16 protein-coding genes and 4 pseudogenes are annotated in these 16,593 nt (G+C 45.4%); 15 read left to right on the top strand and 5 right to left on the bottom strand.

All coding sequences use genetic code 11. The features are described from left to right. The first annotated feature begins 16 nt into the window (after nucleotides 1–16). From JCM19039_RS08130 to JCM19039_RS08140, 3 genes are all read left to right on the top strand, one after another. On the top strand, nucleotides 17–1,306 hold the full coding sequence (locus JCM19039_RS08130; RefSeq protein WP_042425829.1) for an HD domain-containing protein: 1,290 nt from the start codon (nucleotides 17–19) through the stop codon (nucleotides 1,304–1,306). Nucleotides 1,307–1,319: 13 nt separating this feature from the next. Further along, nucleotides 1,320–1,832, top strand: coding sequence for a YwgA family protein (locus JCM19039_RS08135; protein ID WP_042425832.1), 513 nt, complete (start codon nucleotides 1,320–1,322; stop codon nucleotides 1,830–1,832). A 63-nt stretch (nucleotides 1,833–1,895) separates the two neighbouring features. Further along, a complete protein-coding gene (locus JCM19039_RS08140) occupies nucleotides 1,896–2,444 on the top strand; it encodes a YwhD family protein (protein WP_042425835.1) in 549 nt (182 codons plus the stop codon). Nucleotides 2,445–2,586: 142 nt separating this feature from the next. On the opposite strand, the gene JCM19039_RS08145 is transcribed toward JCM19039_RS08140, so the two are convergent. From JCM19039_RS08145 to JCM19039_RS23690, 4 genes are all read right to left on the bottom strand, one after another. Then, the gene (locus JCM19039_RS08145; RefSeq protein WP_042425838.1) at nucleotides 2,587–5,007 is read right to left on the bottom strand and encodes a penicillin acylase family protein; all 2,421 of its coding nucleotides are present in this window, start codon (nucleotides 5,005–5,007) and stop codon (nucleotides 2,587–2,589) included. A 1,534-nt stretch (nucleotides 5,008–6,541) separates the two neighbouring features. Continuing rightward, nucleotides 6,542–6,787 carry a hypothetical protein gene (locus JCM19039_RS23680; protein ID WP_152550135.1) on the bottom strand — a complete coding sequence of 82 codons (246 nt, stop codon included), beginning with the start codon at nucleotides 6,785–6,787 and terminating at the stop codon, nucleotides 6,542–6,544. A 38-nt stretch (nucleotides 6,788–6,825) separates the two neighbouring features. Next, nucleotides 6,826–7,383, bottom strand: coding sequence for a penicillin-binding transpeptidase domain-containing protein (locus tag JCM19039_RS26430; protein ID WP_193744177.1), 558 nt, complete (start codon nucleotides 7,381–7,383; stop codon nucleotides 6,826–6,828). After that, complete coding sequence (locus tag JCM19039_RS23690; RefSeq protein ID WP_152550137.1) at nucleotides 7,344–8,639, bottom strand: transglycosylase domain-containing protein; 1,296 nt, start codon at nucleotides 8,637–8,639, stop codon at nucleotides 7,344–7,346. The genes JCM19039_RS26430 and JCM19039_RS23690 overlap by 40 nt, the downstream gene beginning before the upstream one ends. A 230-nt stretch (nucleotides 8,640–8,869) precedes the next feature. Here JCM19039_RS23690 and JCM19039_RS27880 point away from each other — a divergent pair, with 230 nt between their 5' ends. Together JCM19039_RS27880 and JCM19039_RS23700 are read left to right on the top strand one after the other, a co-directional pair. Then, complete coding sequence (locus JCM19039_RS27880; RefSeq protein WP_193744178.1) at nucleotides 8,870–9,100, top strand: NUDIX hydrolase; 231 nt, start codon at nucleotides 8,870–8,872, stop codon at nucleotides 9,098–9,100. Further along, entirely contained in the window at nucleotides 9,019–9,255 is a 237-nt protein-coding gene (locus JCM19039_RS23700; protein WP_042425841.1) for a hypothetical protein, read from the top strand. Before JCM19039_RS27880 ends, JCM19039_RS23700 begins: the two co-directional genes overlap by 82 nt. Here JCM19039_RS23700 and JCM19039_RS08160 read toward each other — a convergent pair. Beyond that, nucleotides 9,252–9,799 (bottom strand): annotated as a pseudogene (locus JCM19039_RS08160) (shikimate kinase). The gene JCM19039_RS23700 and the pseudogene JCM19039_RS08160 overlap by 4 nt on opposite strands. 251 nt (nucleotides 9,800–10,050) lie before the next feature. Between JCM19039_RS08160 and JCM19039_RS08165 the strand changes: the two are divergent. The 10 genes and pseudogenes from JCM19039_RS08165 (at nucleotide 10,051) to JCM19039_RS08200 (ending at nucleotide 16,585) form a co-directional block, all read left to right on the top strand. Then, entirely contained in the window at nucleotides 10,051–10,656 is a 606-nt protein-coding gene (locus JCM19039_RS08165; protein WP_052398614.1) for a GntR family transcriptional regulator, read from the top strand. A gap of 70 nt (nucleotides 10,657–10,726) precedes the next feature. Beyond that, on the top strand, nucleotides 10,727–11,575 hold the full coding sequence (locus tag JCM19039_RS08170; RefSeq protein ID WP_052398615.1) for a Gfo/Idh/MocA family protein: 849 nt from the start codon (nucleotides 10,727–10,729) through the stop codon (nucleotides 11,573–11,575). Nucleotides 11,576–11,595: 20 nt separating this feature from the next. After that, nucleotides 11,596–11,754: a Gfo/Idh/MocA family oxidoreductase gene (locus tag JCM19039_RS26435; RefSeq protein WP_193744179.1), complete on the top strand. Its 159-nt coding sequence runs from the start codon at nucleotides 11,596–11,598 to the stop codon at nucleotides 11,752–11,754. Nucleotides 11,755–11,929: 175 nt separating this feature from the next. Further along, nucleotides 11,930–12,804: pseudogene (locus tag JCM19039_RS23105) on the top strand (DctP family TRAP transporter solute-binding subunit). Between the two features lies 1 nt (nucleotide 12,805). Next, nucleotides 12,806–13,360, top strand: coding sequence for a TRAP transporter small permease (locus JCM19039_RS08180; RefSeq protein ID WP_081834403.1), 555 nt, complete (start codon nucleotides 12,806–12,808; stop codon nucleotides 13,358–13,360). Further along, nucleotides 13,357–13,902 (top strand): annotated as a pseudogene (locus JCM19039_RS27230) (TRAP transporter large permease subunit); the annotation flags it as partial. The gene JCM19039_RS08180 and the pseudogene JCM19039_RS27230, both read left to right, overlap by 4 nt. Before the next feature lie 113 nt (nucleotides 13,903–14,015). Further along, a pseudogene (locus JCM19039_RS27240) lies at nucleotides 14,016–14,632 on the top strand (TRAP transporter large permease). A gap of 14 nt (nucleotides 14,633–14,646) precedes the next feature. Next, nucleotides 14,647–14,901: an HPr family phosphocarrier protein gene (locus JCM19039_RS08190; RefSeq protein ID WP_042425843.1), complete on the top strand. Its 255-nt coding sequence runs from the start codon at nucleotides 14,647–14,649 to the stop codon at nucleotides 14,899–14,901. Nucleotides 14,902–14,917: 16 nt separating this feature from the next. Then, a complete protein-coding gene (locus tag JCM19039_RS08195; RefSeq protein ID WP_042425846.1) occupies nucleotides 14,918–15,751 on the top strand; it encodes a sugar phosphate isomerase/epimerase in 834 nt (277 codons plus the stop codon). Between the two features lie 105 nt (nucleotides 15,752–15,856). Further along, the gene (locus JCM19039_RS08200) at nucleotides 15,857–16,585 is read left to right on the top strand and encodes an IclR family transcriptional regulator (protein WP_042399645.1); all 729 of its coding nucleotides are present in this window, start codon (nucleotides 15,857–15,859) and stop codon (nucleotides 16,583–16,585) included. Nucleotides 16,586–16,593: the final 8 nt, after the last annotated feature.

Here is a 16,593-nt window from a genome sequence, read left to right on the forward strand (position 1 = left end):
GAAGGCTGAAAATCCGATGACTGGAAATGAAAGATTAAAAGAAGAGAAAGTGTTTAAAGATCCTGTTCATCGATACATACACGTTCGTGACCAACTCGTTTGGGATCTCATTGGCACAAAGGAGTTTCAACGACTTCGACGGATTCGACAGCTCGGTACGACATTTTTAACGTTTCATGGCGCGGAGCATACGAGGTTTAACCATTCGCTCGGTGTCTACGAAATTATGCGACGGATGATTGATGTATTTCATGGACGCAAGCATTGGGATGAAGAAAACCGCTTACTTTGCCTATCCGCGGCACTGTTGCATGACATCGGGCACGGACCCTTCTCTCATTCGTTCGAAAAGGTATTTAAGACCGATCATGAAGAATGGACAAGAGCAATCATTCTCGGAGATACCGAAGTAAACCGCGTTTTACTACGCATGGGGGAGGACTTCCCAAAAGAAGTCGCCGACGTCATTGAGAAGACGCATCCAAACAAGCTCGTTGTGAGCATGATATCCAGTCAGATTGACGCCGATCGGATGGATTATTTGCAAAGAGACGCATTTTATACGGGGGTTAGCTACGGCCATTTTGATATGGAGCGAATTCTGAGGGTGATGCGGCCAACAGAAGATCAAGTTGTGATCAAAAGTACAGGTATGCACGCTGTAGAAGACTATATTATGAGTCGCTATCAGATGTATTGGCAAGTCTACTTTCATCCCGTTACGCGTTCGGCTGAAGTGATTTTGAACAAGATATTGCGCAGGGTAAAAGTGCTTCATGATGATGGTTATGATTTTAAACAACAACCTAATCATTTTATCCCGTTCTTCTTAAATGACGTCCAAATTCAGGACTATTTGCAATTGGACGAGTCTGTCATCTATTACTACTTTCAGATGTGGGAAAACGAATCCGATCGGATTCTTGCTGATTTGTGCGGTCGTTTTTTACACCGTCGCCTGTTTCAATATGTCGAATTCGATCAATCGTTTATCCTTCATGATTGGCCCGCACTTCAAGAAAAGTTTCGACAAATTGGCATTGACCCTGACTATTATTTGGTGATAGATTTTTCATCGGACTTGCCTTACGATTTTTATCGACCTGGAGAAGAGGAAGAGCGGATGCCGATTCACTTGTTAATGGGGGATAAGAAATTACGTGAGTTATCACGTGAATCAGATGTGGTTGAGGCTATATCGGGTAAGAAAAGAACGGATCATAAGCTATATTATCCGGCTGATTTGTTGGACCAGCCTGAATTTGAAGAGGAAAAGCGCGAGATTTTAACAATGTTGCGTGTTTGAGGAGGGATTCATCGTGTTGACAGAACATGTCAATATTATGAAACTGTTAGATATGGCAGAGGAAATTGTGGGGAGAAAGAAGTTCCAGAAAGTTGTCTATATCGGGAAACAGCTAGGCATGCCTTTTCAAGAGAAGTACGGGTTTCATATGTACGGACCTTACTCTGAAGAATTGAGCGTGCGATTGGATGAGCTCAAGCAGTTCGGTTTCGTGTCGGAAGTAAAGGAAGAGAAGGCGGGCTATAGCCAATATCGGTACAAGCTGGCAGAGCCGGGAACATCCTTCGTACGCACGTCTTCGTCTTTCCAAGGAGAACAGGAGAAGTCTGTCATTGACGAGATGAATGCTTGTTCGTCAAAATTCCTAGAGTTGACGGCGACGATTCTCTATTTACAACCTGCAGAGCGAGACAGTGTCATTGCCCGTGTACATAAGCTGAAGAAAACGCAAAAGTACAGCGAAGAGGATATGAAAGAAGCCTTCTTGTGCATTGAACGCTGGCGCACACTTCTTAAACGCGCCTAAGTCGCACGACTGTTTAGACAGCGTCTGCTTGTGATACACTGGTAGAATAAGGAGTGAACGTACATGGACCTTTTTAATAAAAACATGAACAAGAAACAAGGATCTGGTTTTAATATACTCAGCGGCGATTCGACGGATGGTCATGGTGGCTACGGAGTAGGCGCGCTTAGCCTCGACAATTTAACTCCGGTCATTCTTGACCCAATCGATGAGCGTGTTTTTATTGATATGGGCGCCATTCACGCCCGTTCGGAAATTGAAAAGAAAGTAAAACTTGTCGAAAGCCTCGAGGAGCTAAACGACCCGAAATTGTACTGGATGATTTGGGTGACAACCGCTCTTACCAAAGCCGGTGAGCCGAAGTACAGCGGGATTGGTGCATGTCACTATTACCGTGAAGAAGAAGCCCCTGCAGGAAGCAGATTTAAACGAGCCTACAAAAGCATGCCAGAACATGTGAACAACATGGACAAAGCATTAAAAGGCCGAATCATCGTTGACCAAATGGACGAAAAGAGTTTGTACATGTTACGGGAATACTTGAAAGGATTCAGCGAACAGTATTGGAACAACTCTGATGAAAAACTGCACGAAGCATTAAACGGTGCATAGTTTTGACTGATTTGTGAACAAGATTTCGAACTGGTTGAGATTTTGTAAGATCATGTGTACGCTAATGTATAGACCTTTTTATAAGGCTAAGAACGCGAAAATGCGCAGGGAAGCGATTCCTTGCGCATTTTCGTGTCTTTTTTTATTCGGATGGTATCATTTGCAAATGTTGACTCGTTTCTCGATAAGTGGCGGGTTCAGTCGAGGTGGCATGGTATGTCCCTTCCACCCAATCATGGAGTTGATCATGATAATGGTCACTTCGCACGTGCCCCGATTGACCAGGCCCAACGATATGGTAGCTTTCGCTTAAGTCTTGAATATCCATCACCCCTCGCCAGCCGGCTCCGTGATTCGTGTTCCCAGTCTCATCATTGTATCCCGCTGCCATGACCGTAATCCGACTTCCATCCACCGGTTCTGGTGTCGGGTTAAACAAAATGTCTAGCGGTTGCATGGCCCCAAGCGGGTGACCGAACGTCACTTGGTGGTAGTCTCCCCACTGCCACTCGTTAGGGTCTCCTCCTTGCATGTCTTCGGCGCGGTCAACAGCGTCTTGCAATGCACCTGTTAACAGTCCCTCCAGACCGCCGTTGTTCGTTACCCACGGTCCGGCATCGCCGGAAGCGGCATTTCTAAGTAATTCGTCAACAATGTTGGCCCGCCCCTCAAACAAATCGAGCATTTCCTCTGGAATCCGATCTGCAAATAGGCGATCAGGGATTTCTTGGAACCATAAGTGAAAGATGAGCGCACCACCTTCTTCTCGAGCATCCTCAAAATTCCATTCACGCAAAACATTTAAAGCTTCTACATCGATGTTTCGAAGCGAGCTTTCATCGATATGTTCAAAAAAGATCGGTAGAAATTCTTTAGCGTGCAAATTCGTCACGTTCATCTGCATTTGTTGCATGTCTTCGGCTGTGAAATCGTTCCCCTCTTCAAGCATCGCAAGGATTTGCTCATGGCGATATGGTTGCGCCCACGTGTGCGAGATATGGTACGGGTAGTCGGCATCATCAATTTGATTATTTGCCGTTGATATCATGCCTGACTCTGGGTTGTATAGCGTTGGCAGCTCGTCCCACGGAATAAATGAATCCCAATCATGTTCACCTGTCCAACCTTCTACCGGAAGAAGAGCGTCGCTGTTTTCGCGAATCGGAATGCGTCCGTTCGCCCGGTAGCCAATATTTCCATCTGTATCAGCATACACAAAGTTTTGTGCAGGCGCATGAAACGCTTCCAATGCACCGGTAAACTCTTCCCAATTTCCTGCGCGGTTAAGGTCCATCACCGCTTCGAGTTCTGTCGACGCATCAAGCGCTGTCCAGCGAAGCGCCAACGCCATGTCGTCGGTTTGTTCGCCCGCATACTCAGAAATTAACGGACCGTGGCGCGTGACGACGACTTCGTGAGACACTGGCTCATCATAACCGTCAACGAGAATGGTTTCTTCAATAATGTCGGCATTGTACCATTCGTCTTCATAAAGGAATTGTGTTGGGTCTTCTGGGTGTCGTTGCTCGATGTACAGCTCTTGTACGTCTGGTCCTACGTTGGTCACGCCCCAAGCAATCTCGTCATTGTGTCCTAATATAATGCCGGGTACGCCTGCAAAAATGACGCCAGTGACGTTCACATCCGTGGAAGAGAGGTGGGTCTCATACCAGATGGAAGGTGTAGCAAGGCCTAAGTGCGGGTCGTCAGCGAGCAGTGGCATGCCACTTTCGGTATGATGACCTGAGACGACCCAGTTGTTGCTACCGTTAAAAGGTTCCGGCTGGTACGCCCCGACGTTAGCAAACGCGCGTTCAATATCAATGTCGGTTTCTTTTGCTATGTCTAAAATGACAGGTCCATCTTCAGGGTAGACAGGCATCAAGTCTAGCGCTTCCTCCTCAGTTACATTGTTTGCAAGCCAATAACGAAAGGCTTGACCTTGCCACGTACCGCCAAGGTCATAGGCCATGAACTTGCCGATCGTGAGGGAATCGATGGCGGTCCAAGCCGTCGGTGTATAGCCGAGCAGGCGAAATTCAACCGGGATGTCGCCGGAGTCTGTCATGTGGGCAATATAATCGTTCACCCCATCAGCATAGGCGTGTAAGGCAACGAGCGCTTCATCAGAGTAAAGTTCGTAGGAGTCGTGAGCTGCTCTTCGTAAACCGAACGTGCGAAAATACTTGTCTGTATCGAGCGCACTTTCCCCAATGACTTCGCTTAATTCTCCGGATGCCTGGCGGCGACTCAAGTCCATTTGGAACATACGATCTTGGGCTGTGACAAACCCTTGCGCATAATAGAGATCATAGTCATTTGTCGCCTCAATATGGGGCACGCCGAAATCATCACGATACACATTCACCTCGCTCTCCAGCCCTGCGGCTTCATAAACGCCTTCGGTTTGCGGAAGCCCAGCTCCGAGTTGCACCCACCCCCAAGTGAGTGCGCCAATAACGAGCACGAACAGTGCACCCATGATGCCGAAAAAAATCGTCCATCGTCTTCTCTTTCGTTTGGACTTACCTGTATGTACGGGTGTGTCTGCTGTTGATGGCATAAAAAAAGCCCCCTGTTCTCTATAAGAAGATCTGTACATATATTCGCTCCTCATGCATCATGTTCCTGCATAGAAGGATAGCGCTTTCAAAGCGAGTCCAGGGTGATGGAGAGCGGGAGTAGGGGATGAGAACGATCTAGATCGCAGATTTTTGAGCGAAAACACCAGGTATGGCGCGATCTAGATCGTTAAGGTGGTGATCTAGATAAGTTGAACGAAAGAATTTCACTGAATCCGGTGACCGAGATCGGTCTTTACAGGCAAACACCTACCGATCGTCTGTTGAAGTTCATCTCACTTCGATGTCGATCGTTGTTCGTTACTGCGAGGGTTGTGGGCAACACGGAAGACGTTTGCTGAATGGCAAAAAAAGACGTGACCGATGGTCACCACCTGACGCAAGCGTGTGATCTCCTGACACGTATGTGACAATCCAGCCTTTAAACCGTGCACTTTCGACCCTCAACGGTCACATATATCACGATTTGTGACCGTTGACTTCGTTTATGTGCGCATCCACGTTTAAAATGATGATTTTTCTTTCTCAAATGTCACGTAAATGAATATATGGGGCATTTGGACTTCTTACCACACCGTAAACAGTAGCCAGAAACGTGAACCGTGTTGCTCTTATAGTCCGGACTGCAAGCATCCGCCTGCAGTGGAAAGCAACAACAAACTGTGCAATTAGAAAAATGCTAAGTTCATCCTATATAGATCAATAGACTCTTAATATTTCCCAAAAACGACTTCTGGTTGGGACGAGCGTGGGTGTTCAGGCAGTGAAAACGATTTATATAAGTTGAACTAAAAGAATTTATCAAGAACCAATGGTAAGCTCAGAAAAGTGGAAACTGTTCTCGAGTTGCGGCCGAACTGTTCTCAAGTTGGGGGAAATCTCAGGAAAAGTGGTCTATTCTCATAAACTAGGGAACAGAATGAGCAAACTCGGTAACAGATTACCGGGTCACGTGTACATCCCCGCCCCAAAGTACCCACAAGCTGTCGGCGCGAGCCGCGCCGAACCGAGTGCGGTTTGACTTCGGCCCCGGTGGGGCCGACAGGTTGCTCGGTTATGGCATTGAATCTGCGCGCAAGTTGGAACAAACTGCGCGCAAGTTTAGCGGAATGAGCGCCGAAATCGTTAAACTAGGCAAACTAGTGCGCAAAATCGCACGAAGCACCGCGCTACCCCTCCAACCAACAACGCAAATCAGGAAAATATTAAGTTCATTCTATATAGATCGTTAAGGTGGTGATCTAGATCGCAAAACTCCTAAAATATTCCATCAAATTCCTGCCTTATGGGGCGAGCGCGCGCGTTCAGGCAGTGAAAACGATCTAGATCGGTTAGTATTCGATCTAGATCGCAAAGTTTTGGGCGAAAACACCGGGTATAGCGCGATCTAGATCGTTAAAATAGTGATCTAGATCACTATTTTAACGACGCACGTAGGGGCGTGGCTTGAGGTAACCTGAAGGATTCTGTCCACCAAACTCTTTGTTCTTTCGGTGTCTTGATTTTACTTGTGCGTTACTCCATTTCTAGCTCTTCACTTGTAAACCAACGTTTGAGTTTGTCCATTAGTTTATCTTTTTCTTTGCGGACTTCTTCTTTCGCTTCTTCCGCATCCAATACATCGTCTTCAATGTACTCTGTGCAAGACTGATCTGGTGCGGTTTTTTTCATGAAGGCTACGGTATAGGATGGACCGCAAGCTTCGTCGCCGAGCAGACCGGTTTCGAGGTCAATGTCGACGTTTTCGACGCCGCGGGGCAACTGAAAGTCTTGCTTTAGTTCGCCATCGAGACTCGCTTCTAATGACTGAACCCAAATGCGTTTAGCGATTTGCCCGTACTTTTTATGGTCGAGCGGCGTATTGTCATCAAAGCGACCCAGACGCCGGTGATGAGGTTTGGCGTGTAGCCGATCATCCAATTATCGTTAGGTGTACTGCCGCTCTTTCCTGCTGCGGGGCGCTGTAGCAAGTGAGAGATAGAATGCCCTGTTACGGAAGTATAATCGTTCATTTGCGGGTTAAAGATTTGCTTCATCATGCTCGTCATCATGTAGGCGTACCGTTCGTCATAAACTTGTTCGCGCTCGGGTTCGGTCTCTAGCAACACATTTCCACTTGCGTCTTCTACACGTTCAATGAGGCGAGGGGTTACACGTGCGCCACCGTTCGCGAATGGACTATATGCATTGGTGATCTCCATGATGCCGACATCTGAGGCACCGAGCGCAAGGGACATATTCGGAGCGAGCGGGCTTTGTATGCCTGCTGTCTCGGCAGCTTCAATGAGCGACTCAGGTTCTTGTAGAACGTGCGTTTTTACGGCGTATATGTTGTCGGAGTATGCAAGTGCTTGCACGAGTGTAATAAAGTCATTCGCATAGATTTCACCATAGTTCCCCGCTCGTAACGTTCTTCGCCATCGGGATGAGGAAAGGACGTCGGTTCACTTCGCAACATCGTCGCTGGTGTGAAACCGTTGGACAACGCTGCATAATATAAGAATGGCTTAAAGGTGGAACCTGGTGCGCGTCTTGCATCATATGCGCGATTGTACGGGCTCGTTTCGTAATCTGTACCGCCAACCATCGCTTTTACATCACCGGTTTCAGGGTCAATGCTCACGACTGCGGTTTGCAAAGGCTCATTGTCAGGCATTTCTAAGTCCACGTAAGTTTCAGCGGCGTTTTGAATGGTTGTGTCGAGCGTCGTATAAATGTTCAGTCCACCTGCTTCGACAATCCCTGGATCCAAATCATAACGTTCGATTAACTCCCGCTCTACTACATCTTGAAAGTAAGGGGCGACTGTATCTTGTTCCTGTGTCGCTTCTGCATATTCGATCGGGGTATTGATTGCTTGATCGTACGCTTCTACAGAAATGTATCCTTCATCTTTCATCGCACCGAGAATCAATTCTTGACGGTCTTTGGCGCGTTCTGGATGGTTGTATGGCGAATAGTATGAAGGGCCACGTGGCAAACCAGCAAGAAGCGCTGCTTGTTCTAAGCTTAACTCTGCAGCAGGTACGTCAAAATACTGCTCGGCCGCCCTTTCAATGCCATAAGCGCCGTGTCCGAAGTTGATCGTGTTCACATAGCCTTCCAAAATGTCTTCTTTTGAGACATGCCACTCTAAGCGTAAGGCGTATAACGCTTCGCGTGCTTTTCGATCCCACGTTTTGTCGTGGTTTAGAAAAAGGTTACGGGCATATTGTTGTGTAATTGTACTTGCTCCTTGCGAGCGGGACATCGTTTGCACATTTTTTAAAACGGCCGCGCCAATTCGCATATAATCGAATCCGTGATGGTCATAAAACTTGCGGTCTTCAACGGCTACAAAGGCATCCAACACATAGGGGGATACGTCTTCGATGTCTGCCCAATTTCTTTGATGACCTTGCCTCGTCTCATTAATGACCTCATCATTGGCATCATAAATGAACGTTGACTGGGACACTTGAAGGGGCGGCGGCCCTAAAAAGAATGTGTACAAGAAAACTAATAAAAGTCCCGATGCCCCAACAATTGCAGAAATCATTGCAGTACGAAAGAACAATTTGAATAGAAAACGGCGTCGTCTCTTTCTCTGACTGCGTCTTGTTGCAATCTGCACGACCAGCACCTCTTTTGATATAATAATAGATGCTAATCAGTGTCGGTATTTAAAGCGAATATTAAACATCAGGAGAGGATTATTTTGGAAAAATGGACGACCATTTCGCGAGAGGATCTCCATATCGCTCCACGATTTGGAAATGTTGTGAAAGAGCACGTTAAAATGTCGAATGGTTTTGAAATAAAAGAATATATCATAAATGAATACCTGACTGGGTAAATGCAGTTGTGATCACAAAGGATAACCGAGTCGTACTCGTCAACCAGTACCGTCATGCAGGAGGACGAGCGTTTTTTGAGGTGCCTGCAGGGATGAAAGAAGCGGGAGAAACGAATGAAGAGGCAATCGCTCGGGAAGTGAAAGAGGAAACAGGTATATGTCTACGAAAGCACCGGTTTACCTTGGCAGTTATTATACAAATCCTGCCGTGGCGACAAACCAAATCCACTCCTACTTAATTACGGATGCGACAGAAGGTGAGAGGCAATTGGACGAAGGCGAAGTGTTGGATGTGCACGTGTTGTCGTGGGAAGAAGTAGAGCAGCTCGGCCTCACACAAATGTTTTCCGTTCTTGCGCTTATGCTTGCCAAACAAAAACGGGAAGCTCTCTAGTCGTAGAGCTCCCACGATGTCTTAAGTGAAGAGATAAGGTAATCACTCACTTCTTCAATGTCAAGATGGTCGGTTCGAAACTTGGAATTATGATCGGCATAAATGCCTTGACGTTTATGAAATAGCTCTTCAATTTCTTCAATGGATCGTCCTTGGAGGACGGGGCGGCTTGCGACTAATAAACTGAGTCGCTCTTTCCACGCATCCCACGAAAGATCTAAAAATAAAACGATGCAGTTCTCAAGACAGTGGTCCCGAATGTCTGGTTCATAAACGCTCCACCACCGACGGAGATGATCTTTAGCGGCTGTGTGCTCAAACGAGTAATCATTTCTTTCTCTTTTGCTCGAAACGTCTCTTCTCCGTGCACGCGAAAGATTTCGGTTACTGGCATTCCGTATTCTTTTTCAATTTCTTCGTCAATATCAATAAAGTCGCGGTATAACTTCTTTGCAACCCGTTCTCCAATCGTCGTTTTTCCTGACCCCATAAAGCCAATAAAAACGATGCTTTTTTCTCGATATGACCGTGGTTTTTGACTCATCGCTTTTCGCTACCCTTCTTAGAAATTCGCTATTGTTTATTGTACCAAATGACAGCTCTCCACTGGTGCTTTTTTCGGAATCATTTCATAATATTGATTGACATGTATACTAGTATGCGCTTACAATTTTCTTAATTCAAACGCAAGAAGGTGAATTATGACAGATCTAACCTTTCCAAGGAAAACGCTAGGTACAGAAATTTACCGTTATTTGTATAACGAAGTCATTACGTTGAAGTATAAACGGGCAAATGATTTCAGAAAATGAACTTGCGCAAGTACTCGGTGTGAGTCGGACACCGATACGCGAAGCCATTCGTTTGCTCTCATCTGAAGGGTTTTTACGCGTCATCCCTCAAAAAGGAATCCAGGTGGAATACATTTCTTTTTCGAAAGTTAAAGAAGCCTACCAAGTGCGGGAAAGTTTGGAGCGGACCGCATTTCGGCAAGTCGCGGAAACTTGGAATCCGAATACAGACGAGACAAAACGCCATAAAAAAGCGGTACTTGAGGTGATTGAAAAACAACGTGAATCCGCGTCTACTGGCGATCTTGAGCAATTTTATCATTATGATGAAGTGTATCATGACAAGATTCTAGAAATCTCCGGAAATGAAACATTAAGTGCATATGTAAGACAAGTTCGTGGGCATGTGAATCGCATGCGTTACCTTGAATTTTATGAGACTCAAGAAACGGACCGTATTATTGAAGATCATGAAAAGATGTTTCAGTTTATTGAAGAAAATCAAGTTGAATCGTTAGATAAAAAGCTGACCGATCATCTTGATAACATTTGGTCTTACTATGATTACATTTTCGAGAAATATCCGGAGTACTTTGCTGGGCGACGATAACGGGTATTTTTTATCGTCGTTTGCAACGGCACCTCAACTTGTATACTAGTATCACAAAGGAGCGAACGTTATGAAGAGAATTGCTGTTTTAGGGATGAATCATGGGTATACCTTTGCGAAAGATTTGCAGGAAATGGACAATGGCCTGCTCGTTGCTGTGGCAGGTAGGGGAGAAACTGATAAACGAAGAGCAAAAGAATTAGGTGTTCCACTGTATGAAAATTACGAAGAGCTTATGGATTCAGAAGAACTTGACGGTGTCATCATTGCACTGCCAAACCGTTTACACAAACAAGCGGTTCAATTAGCTGCTGACAAAGGCATTGTGCCTCTTGTTGAGAAGCCGATTGCAACCGATGCTGAAGAAGCGATGGAAATGATTGCATATTGTGCGGCGAAAGAAGTGCCGTTACTCATCGGCCATCATCGTCGTCATTCGGCAAAGATGCAACAGTTAAAAACGATCATTCAGTCTGGAGTCATCGGTGAGCTCGTTGGCGGCAATTTACTTTTTGTACTAGCCAAAGACCGTCCGTATTTCCAAGAAGAATGGCGTGTCACTAAAGGAGGCGGCCCCTTACTCATAAACGGCATACATGATATTGATAACTTAAGATACGCCACCGGTCTTACAATTGAAGCGGTTTACGCGGTGACTCGTAATCTCGGTCGAGGTCATCAAGTTGAAGATACGGCTTCAATGATATTAGAGGCTTCAAATGGTGCAACGTTTAACTATTTTATTTCCGATGGAACACCGGCTCCGTGGTCATATGAATTTACGGCAAAGGAAAATCCAAAGTATACCTTTTATGAGGAAGATTGTTATCACTTTTTTGGCACTCGTGGAGCATTGCTTTCCCGAGTATGCGCGTGTTTACGTACGAGGAAGACACCTATGGTTGGGAATACCCTTTAAGCGAAGCGAGTGAACAGCCGATGGATAATGATCCAATGCAAGCAGAATTAGCACACTTTATTCGTGTCATTGAAGGTGAAGAACAACCACTCGTTACCGGTGAAGAAGGCATGCAAACGTTGAAGGTGCTCGAGGCCATTCAAACGAGTGTAAAGGAAAAACGCAGAGTGGTCATCTAATCATCTATGGAATCGGCATGAGGGAGTGACTGATATGAAGGTTGCAACAAAGATTATGAGCATGATGCTCTTGTTTCTTGTTTCTGGCTGTGCGTCTGTTGCCGAGTGGGACGATGAACCAAAATTAATGAGAATTGGTAATGCAACACCTGATGATCGTTCCTTAAGTCAAGCGATGTTTGCTTTTGCAGATCAAGTAGAAGAAGAAACGAACGGATCGATAAAGGTGGATGTGTTCACGAACAGTCAGCTTGGTGGAGACCGGGAGTTGCTTGAAGGTATGCAATTAAATACAGTCCAAGGGGCGACCATATCCACAGGTCCAATTGCACAATTCTCAGATTCATTTCATGTGTTTGATTTGCCATTTTTGTTTGCAGAGGAAGAAAGCGCTTACCGAGTGTTGGATAGTGAAATTGGTGAAAATGTACTTGCTGAGTTAGAACAAGAGAACATTATTGGCCTCAATTTTTGGGAGAACGGGTTTCGAATGCTTAGTAACAACGTTCGAGAAGTTGAGACGCTTGAAGACATTCGCGGGTTAGATATTCGGACGTTAGAAAACCGCATCCATATGCAAATATGGACGGAGCTCGGGGCAAACCCGGTACCGATTAATTATGGTGAACTGTATATTGCTATGGAACAAGGACGGTAAACGGACAGGAAAATCCGGTTGGAAACGTCGTAAATAGCCACTTCTATGAAGTGCAGAATTTTTTAACGGAAACGAATCACATTTATAACGCAAGCCCGTTTATGGTGAGTAAGCCGTTTTGGGATTCGCTAACAGATGAGGAACGAGACATCATCGCCAATGCTTCTGAAGAAATCATGCACGAGCAACGAGAGGCGAATCAGCAAGAGGCAGCGGACGGTATAGCGTTTGTTAAAGATCAAGGAATGACGGTTACGGAATTAAGTGATGACGAATTTGAACGATTAAGAGATGCCGTCGATCCAGTGTATGAACGTTTTCGTGAAACTTATGGCGGCGAAGTACTAGACGCCATAATGGACGCAGCTGAGCAACTAGAGGAGGGCGCATAAAGTGAATGTGATTCGTTGGCTCGACCGCTATTTTGAAGAAAGCCTAATGGTCATCATATTTACAGTGATGGTCGCTTCTATATCTGCACAAGTGTTCATGCGTTTCGTGTTTGAGTCCTCGTTTGGTTGGTCAGAAGAATTGGCTCGTTATTGTTTTATTTGGATGATCTTTCTCGGAGTAAGTTATGCCGTGAAAAAGCAACGGCACATTCGGGTAGACGCCCTTCTCCTCGTCTTAAAAGAACGAGCGGGTGTGTATTTGAACATTTTCACAAATGTCATCTTTCTAGGATTTGCCCTCTTCCTTTTCGTATATGGAGGCAGAATTGTTTCAATAATTTTTGATTTTGGACAGTTGTCCCCGGCTTTAGAGGTAGAAATGGGTTGGGTGTATTTAGCTGTTCCTGTTGGAATGGCCTTGACTGCAATTCGAATCGTGCAACAGCTCATCGCGCAAATTAAGTACCTCCTTGGTAAAGGTGAGCAAGATGCCGATTCCAACGGCTCATTTTCAGCGAATGAAGAGGATGCGATGAAAGGAGGCAGCCATTCATGACCGCTGTTGTCTTATTTGTTAGTTTTTTCGTGCTTATTTTACTTAGTGTACCGATTGGGGTAGCACTCGGTGTGTCCTCGCTCTTTGCTCTACTGTTCGCAGGCACGATGCCGCTCGACTTTTTAGCTCAGAATATGGTCACATCGGTAGACTCCTTTCCCATTATGGCCGTACCCTTCTTTATTCTTGCTGGAGAAATTATGGGCAAGGGCGGTCTATCAAAACGATTATTTGCAGTTGCAGAATCGGTTGTAGGAAATCGTACCGGTGGGTTTGCAATGGCAACGATTATTACATGTTTGCTCTTTTCTGCGATTTCTGGTTCTGGACCGGCGACAGTCGCCGCTATCGGGGGCATGATGATCCCCGCTATGGTTCAGATGGGGTATGACAAACGCTTTACGACCGCACTCGTTGCAGCGGCAGGTGCACTTGGTGTCATCTTGCCTCCGAGCATTCCCATGATTGTTTATGGGGTCACTGCAGGTGCTTCGGTTGGTGACTTGTTTATTGCCGGTATTATTCCTGGAATTCTCGTCACCATCTCTCTCATGCTGTATGCCTACATTTATGCCAAGCGTAAAGGATACAAAGGAAATGGCGAGCATTCTCATTCAAAAAATTTGGAGCTGCTTTATGGGATGCGAAGTGGGCATTGCTCGTCCCGATTATTATACTCGGCGGGATTTATAGCGGTTATTTCACACCGACGGAAGCGGCTGCTGTTGCGGTCATTTACGGCTGATTGCAGGGGTCGTTCTCTATAGGGAACTAAAAATAAGAGATTTGTATGCTATTTTACGAAACTCAGCGCTTACAACGGCTTCAATCTTATTCATTATCGGTGCAGCTACAGTATTTGGAACGATTATGACAATTGAACACATCCCAAGTCAGATCGCAAATGCAATGTTATCTGTTACAGAGAATCCGATCCTACTGATTCTAATTATTACGGTAATGCTGTTAATTGTTGGCTGTTTTATGGACACGACAGCTGCGATTATCATTTTTACACCATTGTTGTTACCGGTTGGAATGGAACTTGGTTATGACCCAATTCACTTCGGTATGATCATCATTTTAAACTTAGCTATCGGATTTATTACACCTCCGATTGGCGTGAATCTCTTTGTAGCTTCAGGTATTTCGGGTGTGTCGATCTTGTCACTGTCAAAAGCAGTTCTGCCTTTTATCGGTGTAATTTTAATTACGTTGTTTATTGTCATTTTCGTTCCAGAAATATCACTCTTCTTACTTGGAAGTGACTAAAGGAGGTCGATCCAATGAGAGAAGCACAAATCATCACGATCCAACTTGATGAAAACCAGACAATCTTTGAATTGAGTCATTGTTTGTCACGGTACAAATCCGAAGTGTTTGTCAAGAAACGCGTCGGTGGCGCCCTTTACGATGTAAACCTGAAAAGTGTGCTTGGGCTAATTAACTTGCAGTTGAAAAACGATGACGTTGTCACTGTATACGCCATAGGTCATGACAGTCGAGAGGCGGTCGAGGCGGCCGTAGACTTTCTATCATAAGAGGGGAGTGGCTCAAATGAGCTATCAATATTCACTTGCACATCTCACCGCATTGGATTTAGCACCACCTGAGTTGACGTATACAGCTGCACGGGCAGGTTACGACTTCGTTAGTATTCGTCCGATTTATATGGGGCTGCCAAATGAACCGAATTACGATCTAGCAAATAAAAAGGAAATGTTTAGAGATACGAGAAAAGCTTTGCAGGAGACAGGTCTTGGGCTTCTTGATATTGAACTTGCCAAAATTAGCGACGGTACAGATCCAAAAGATTATGAACCCGCTTTTCATGTGGCGGCTGAACTTGGAGCAAAGCATGTTTTGAGTAGCATTTGGACGGATGATTCGGCTTTTGCGAAGGAGAGTTTTGCACAGCTCTGTGATTTAGCAAAACCGTACGGGTTGACAGTGGAGCTTGAGTTCGTACCGATTGCTTCTGTATCAACGTTACAAGGGGCTGTCGATGTACTCGAAGCCACAGAGCGAGAGAATGCAGGACTTATGATTGATGCCCATCACTTCCACCGATCCAAAGACCGAGTTGAAGATTTAGACCGGGTGCCAAAAGAATGGTTCAGATATTTTCACCTATGCGATGCGATTGGTGACATCCCAACAGATCGGGATGAGATGACGAGAATTGTACGGGAAGAGCGATTGTATATTGGTGAGGGCGGCACAAACGTCGGGCAAGTTCTTGAACGAATTCCAAAGATTCCAATGTCGTTAGAAATGCCCCACCGTAAACGCACCGAAGAGCTCGGACATGAGGCGTTCGTTCGAAGATGTTTGCAGTCAGCAAAAACATTCATGGCTTCAATTGAAGCGGCAACCGCTCATCATAAATAAAGCGTTTTCAAATTGACATGCCGACCGTCCCGTTTTACAATAAAAGTACCATTAAATGAAATTGTGTTCTATTAAACGGAACTATTGTAAAGGGGCGGTTCTCAATTGGAAAAGAAAGATTCGTTACGTACAGTGCAACGTGCACTGGATATACTTGATTGTTTTTCAATGCAAAAACAAGAACTTACGCTCACTGAAATTTCTAAAATGATTGATTTGGCTAAATCAACGACGACTCGGATGTTATCGACGCTTGAAGCGAACGGTCTCATCGTTAAAAACGAAAGCACGATGAAATACAAGTTGGGTCATAAATTGTATTACATGGGCTCGGTTGCCGCGAAATCGTTTGATATTAAAGAAGTTGCTAAACCGGTCATGTCGAAACTGCGTGAAGAAACGTCAGAAACAGTAAACCTCTATACGATTGTGAACGATAAGCGAATTTGTATTGAGCAGTTCGAAGGACTTCGTCCGCTGCGCCATCTCGTATCATTAGGCCAGCCACTGCCTCTATTTGCAGGTGCTGGAGGAAAGGTACTGCTTGCGCACCAAAGTGAGTCGTTCCAAGCACGCATTTTTAAGCAAATGAACGATCCAGACCGAATTCCAGGGTTGCGTGCGGACCTGGCTCAGATTAAAGAACAAGGATACGCCGTGACGCATGAAGAACGGGAGCAAGGGCTATCGGCAATATCCGCTCCGATCTTTAACCAGGCAGGTGAAGTGCATTATTGCATCTCCATTAGTGGGCTATCGCAACGCTTCACCGATGAAAATGTAACGAAATACTTATCAAGCCTTAAAGAACTAGTAGATCAGTTGCTAAGCTAAGAAAGTGG

Source organism: Geomicrobium sp. JCM 19039 (assembly GCF_000698145.1).
Lineage (GTDB): Bacteria > Bacillota > Bacilli > Bacillales > Marinococcaceae > Geomicrobium_A.

What these genes read in the sequence shown, in the direction of transcription:
- JCM19039_RS08165 (WP_052398614.1), top strand. Translation starts at nt 10,051, where the DNA reads ATGATTTCAGAAAATGAACTTGCGCAAGTACTCGGTGTGAGTCGGACA.
- JCM19039_RS08145 (WP_042425838.1), bottom strand. Translation starts at nt 5,007, where the DNA reads ATGCCATCAACAGCAGACACACCCGTACATACAGGTAAGTCCAAACGA.
- JCM19039_RS08195 (WP_042425846.1), top strand. Translation starts at nt 14,918, where the DNA reads ATGAGCTATCAATATTCACTTGCACATCTCACCGCATTGGATTTAGCA.
- JCM19039_RS08130 (WP_042425829.1), top strand. Translation starts at nt 17, where the DNA reads ATGACTGGAAATGAAAGATTAAAAGAAGAGAAAGTGTTTAAAGATCCT.
- JCM19039_RS08190 (WP_042425843.1), top strand. Translation starts at nt 14,647, where the DNA reads ATGAGAGAAGCACAAATCATCACGATCCAACTTGATGAAAACCAGACA.
- JCM19039_RS08140 (WP_042425835.1), top strand. Translation starts at nt 1,896, where the DNA reads ATGGACCTTTTTAATAAAAACATGAACAAGAAACAAGGATCTGGTTTT.
- JCM19039_RS23700 (WP_042425841.1), top strand. Translation starts at nt 9,019, where the DNA reads ATGTCTACGAAAGCACCGGTTTACCTTGGCAGTTATTATACAAATCCT.
- JCM19039_RS08170 (WP_052398615.1), top strand. Translation starts at nt 10,727, where the DNA reads ATGAAGAGAATTGCTGTTTTAGGGATGAATCATGGGTATACCTTTGCG.
- JCM19039_RS26435 (WP_193744179.1), top strand. Translation starts at nt 11,596, where the DNA reads ATGGATAATGATCCAATGCAAGCAGAATTAGCACACTTTATTCGTGTC.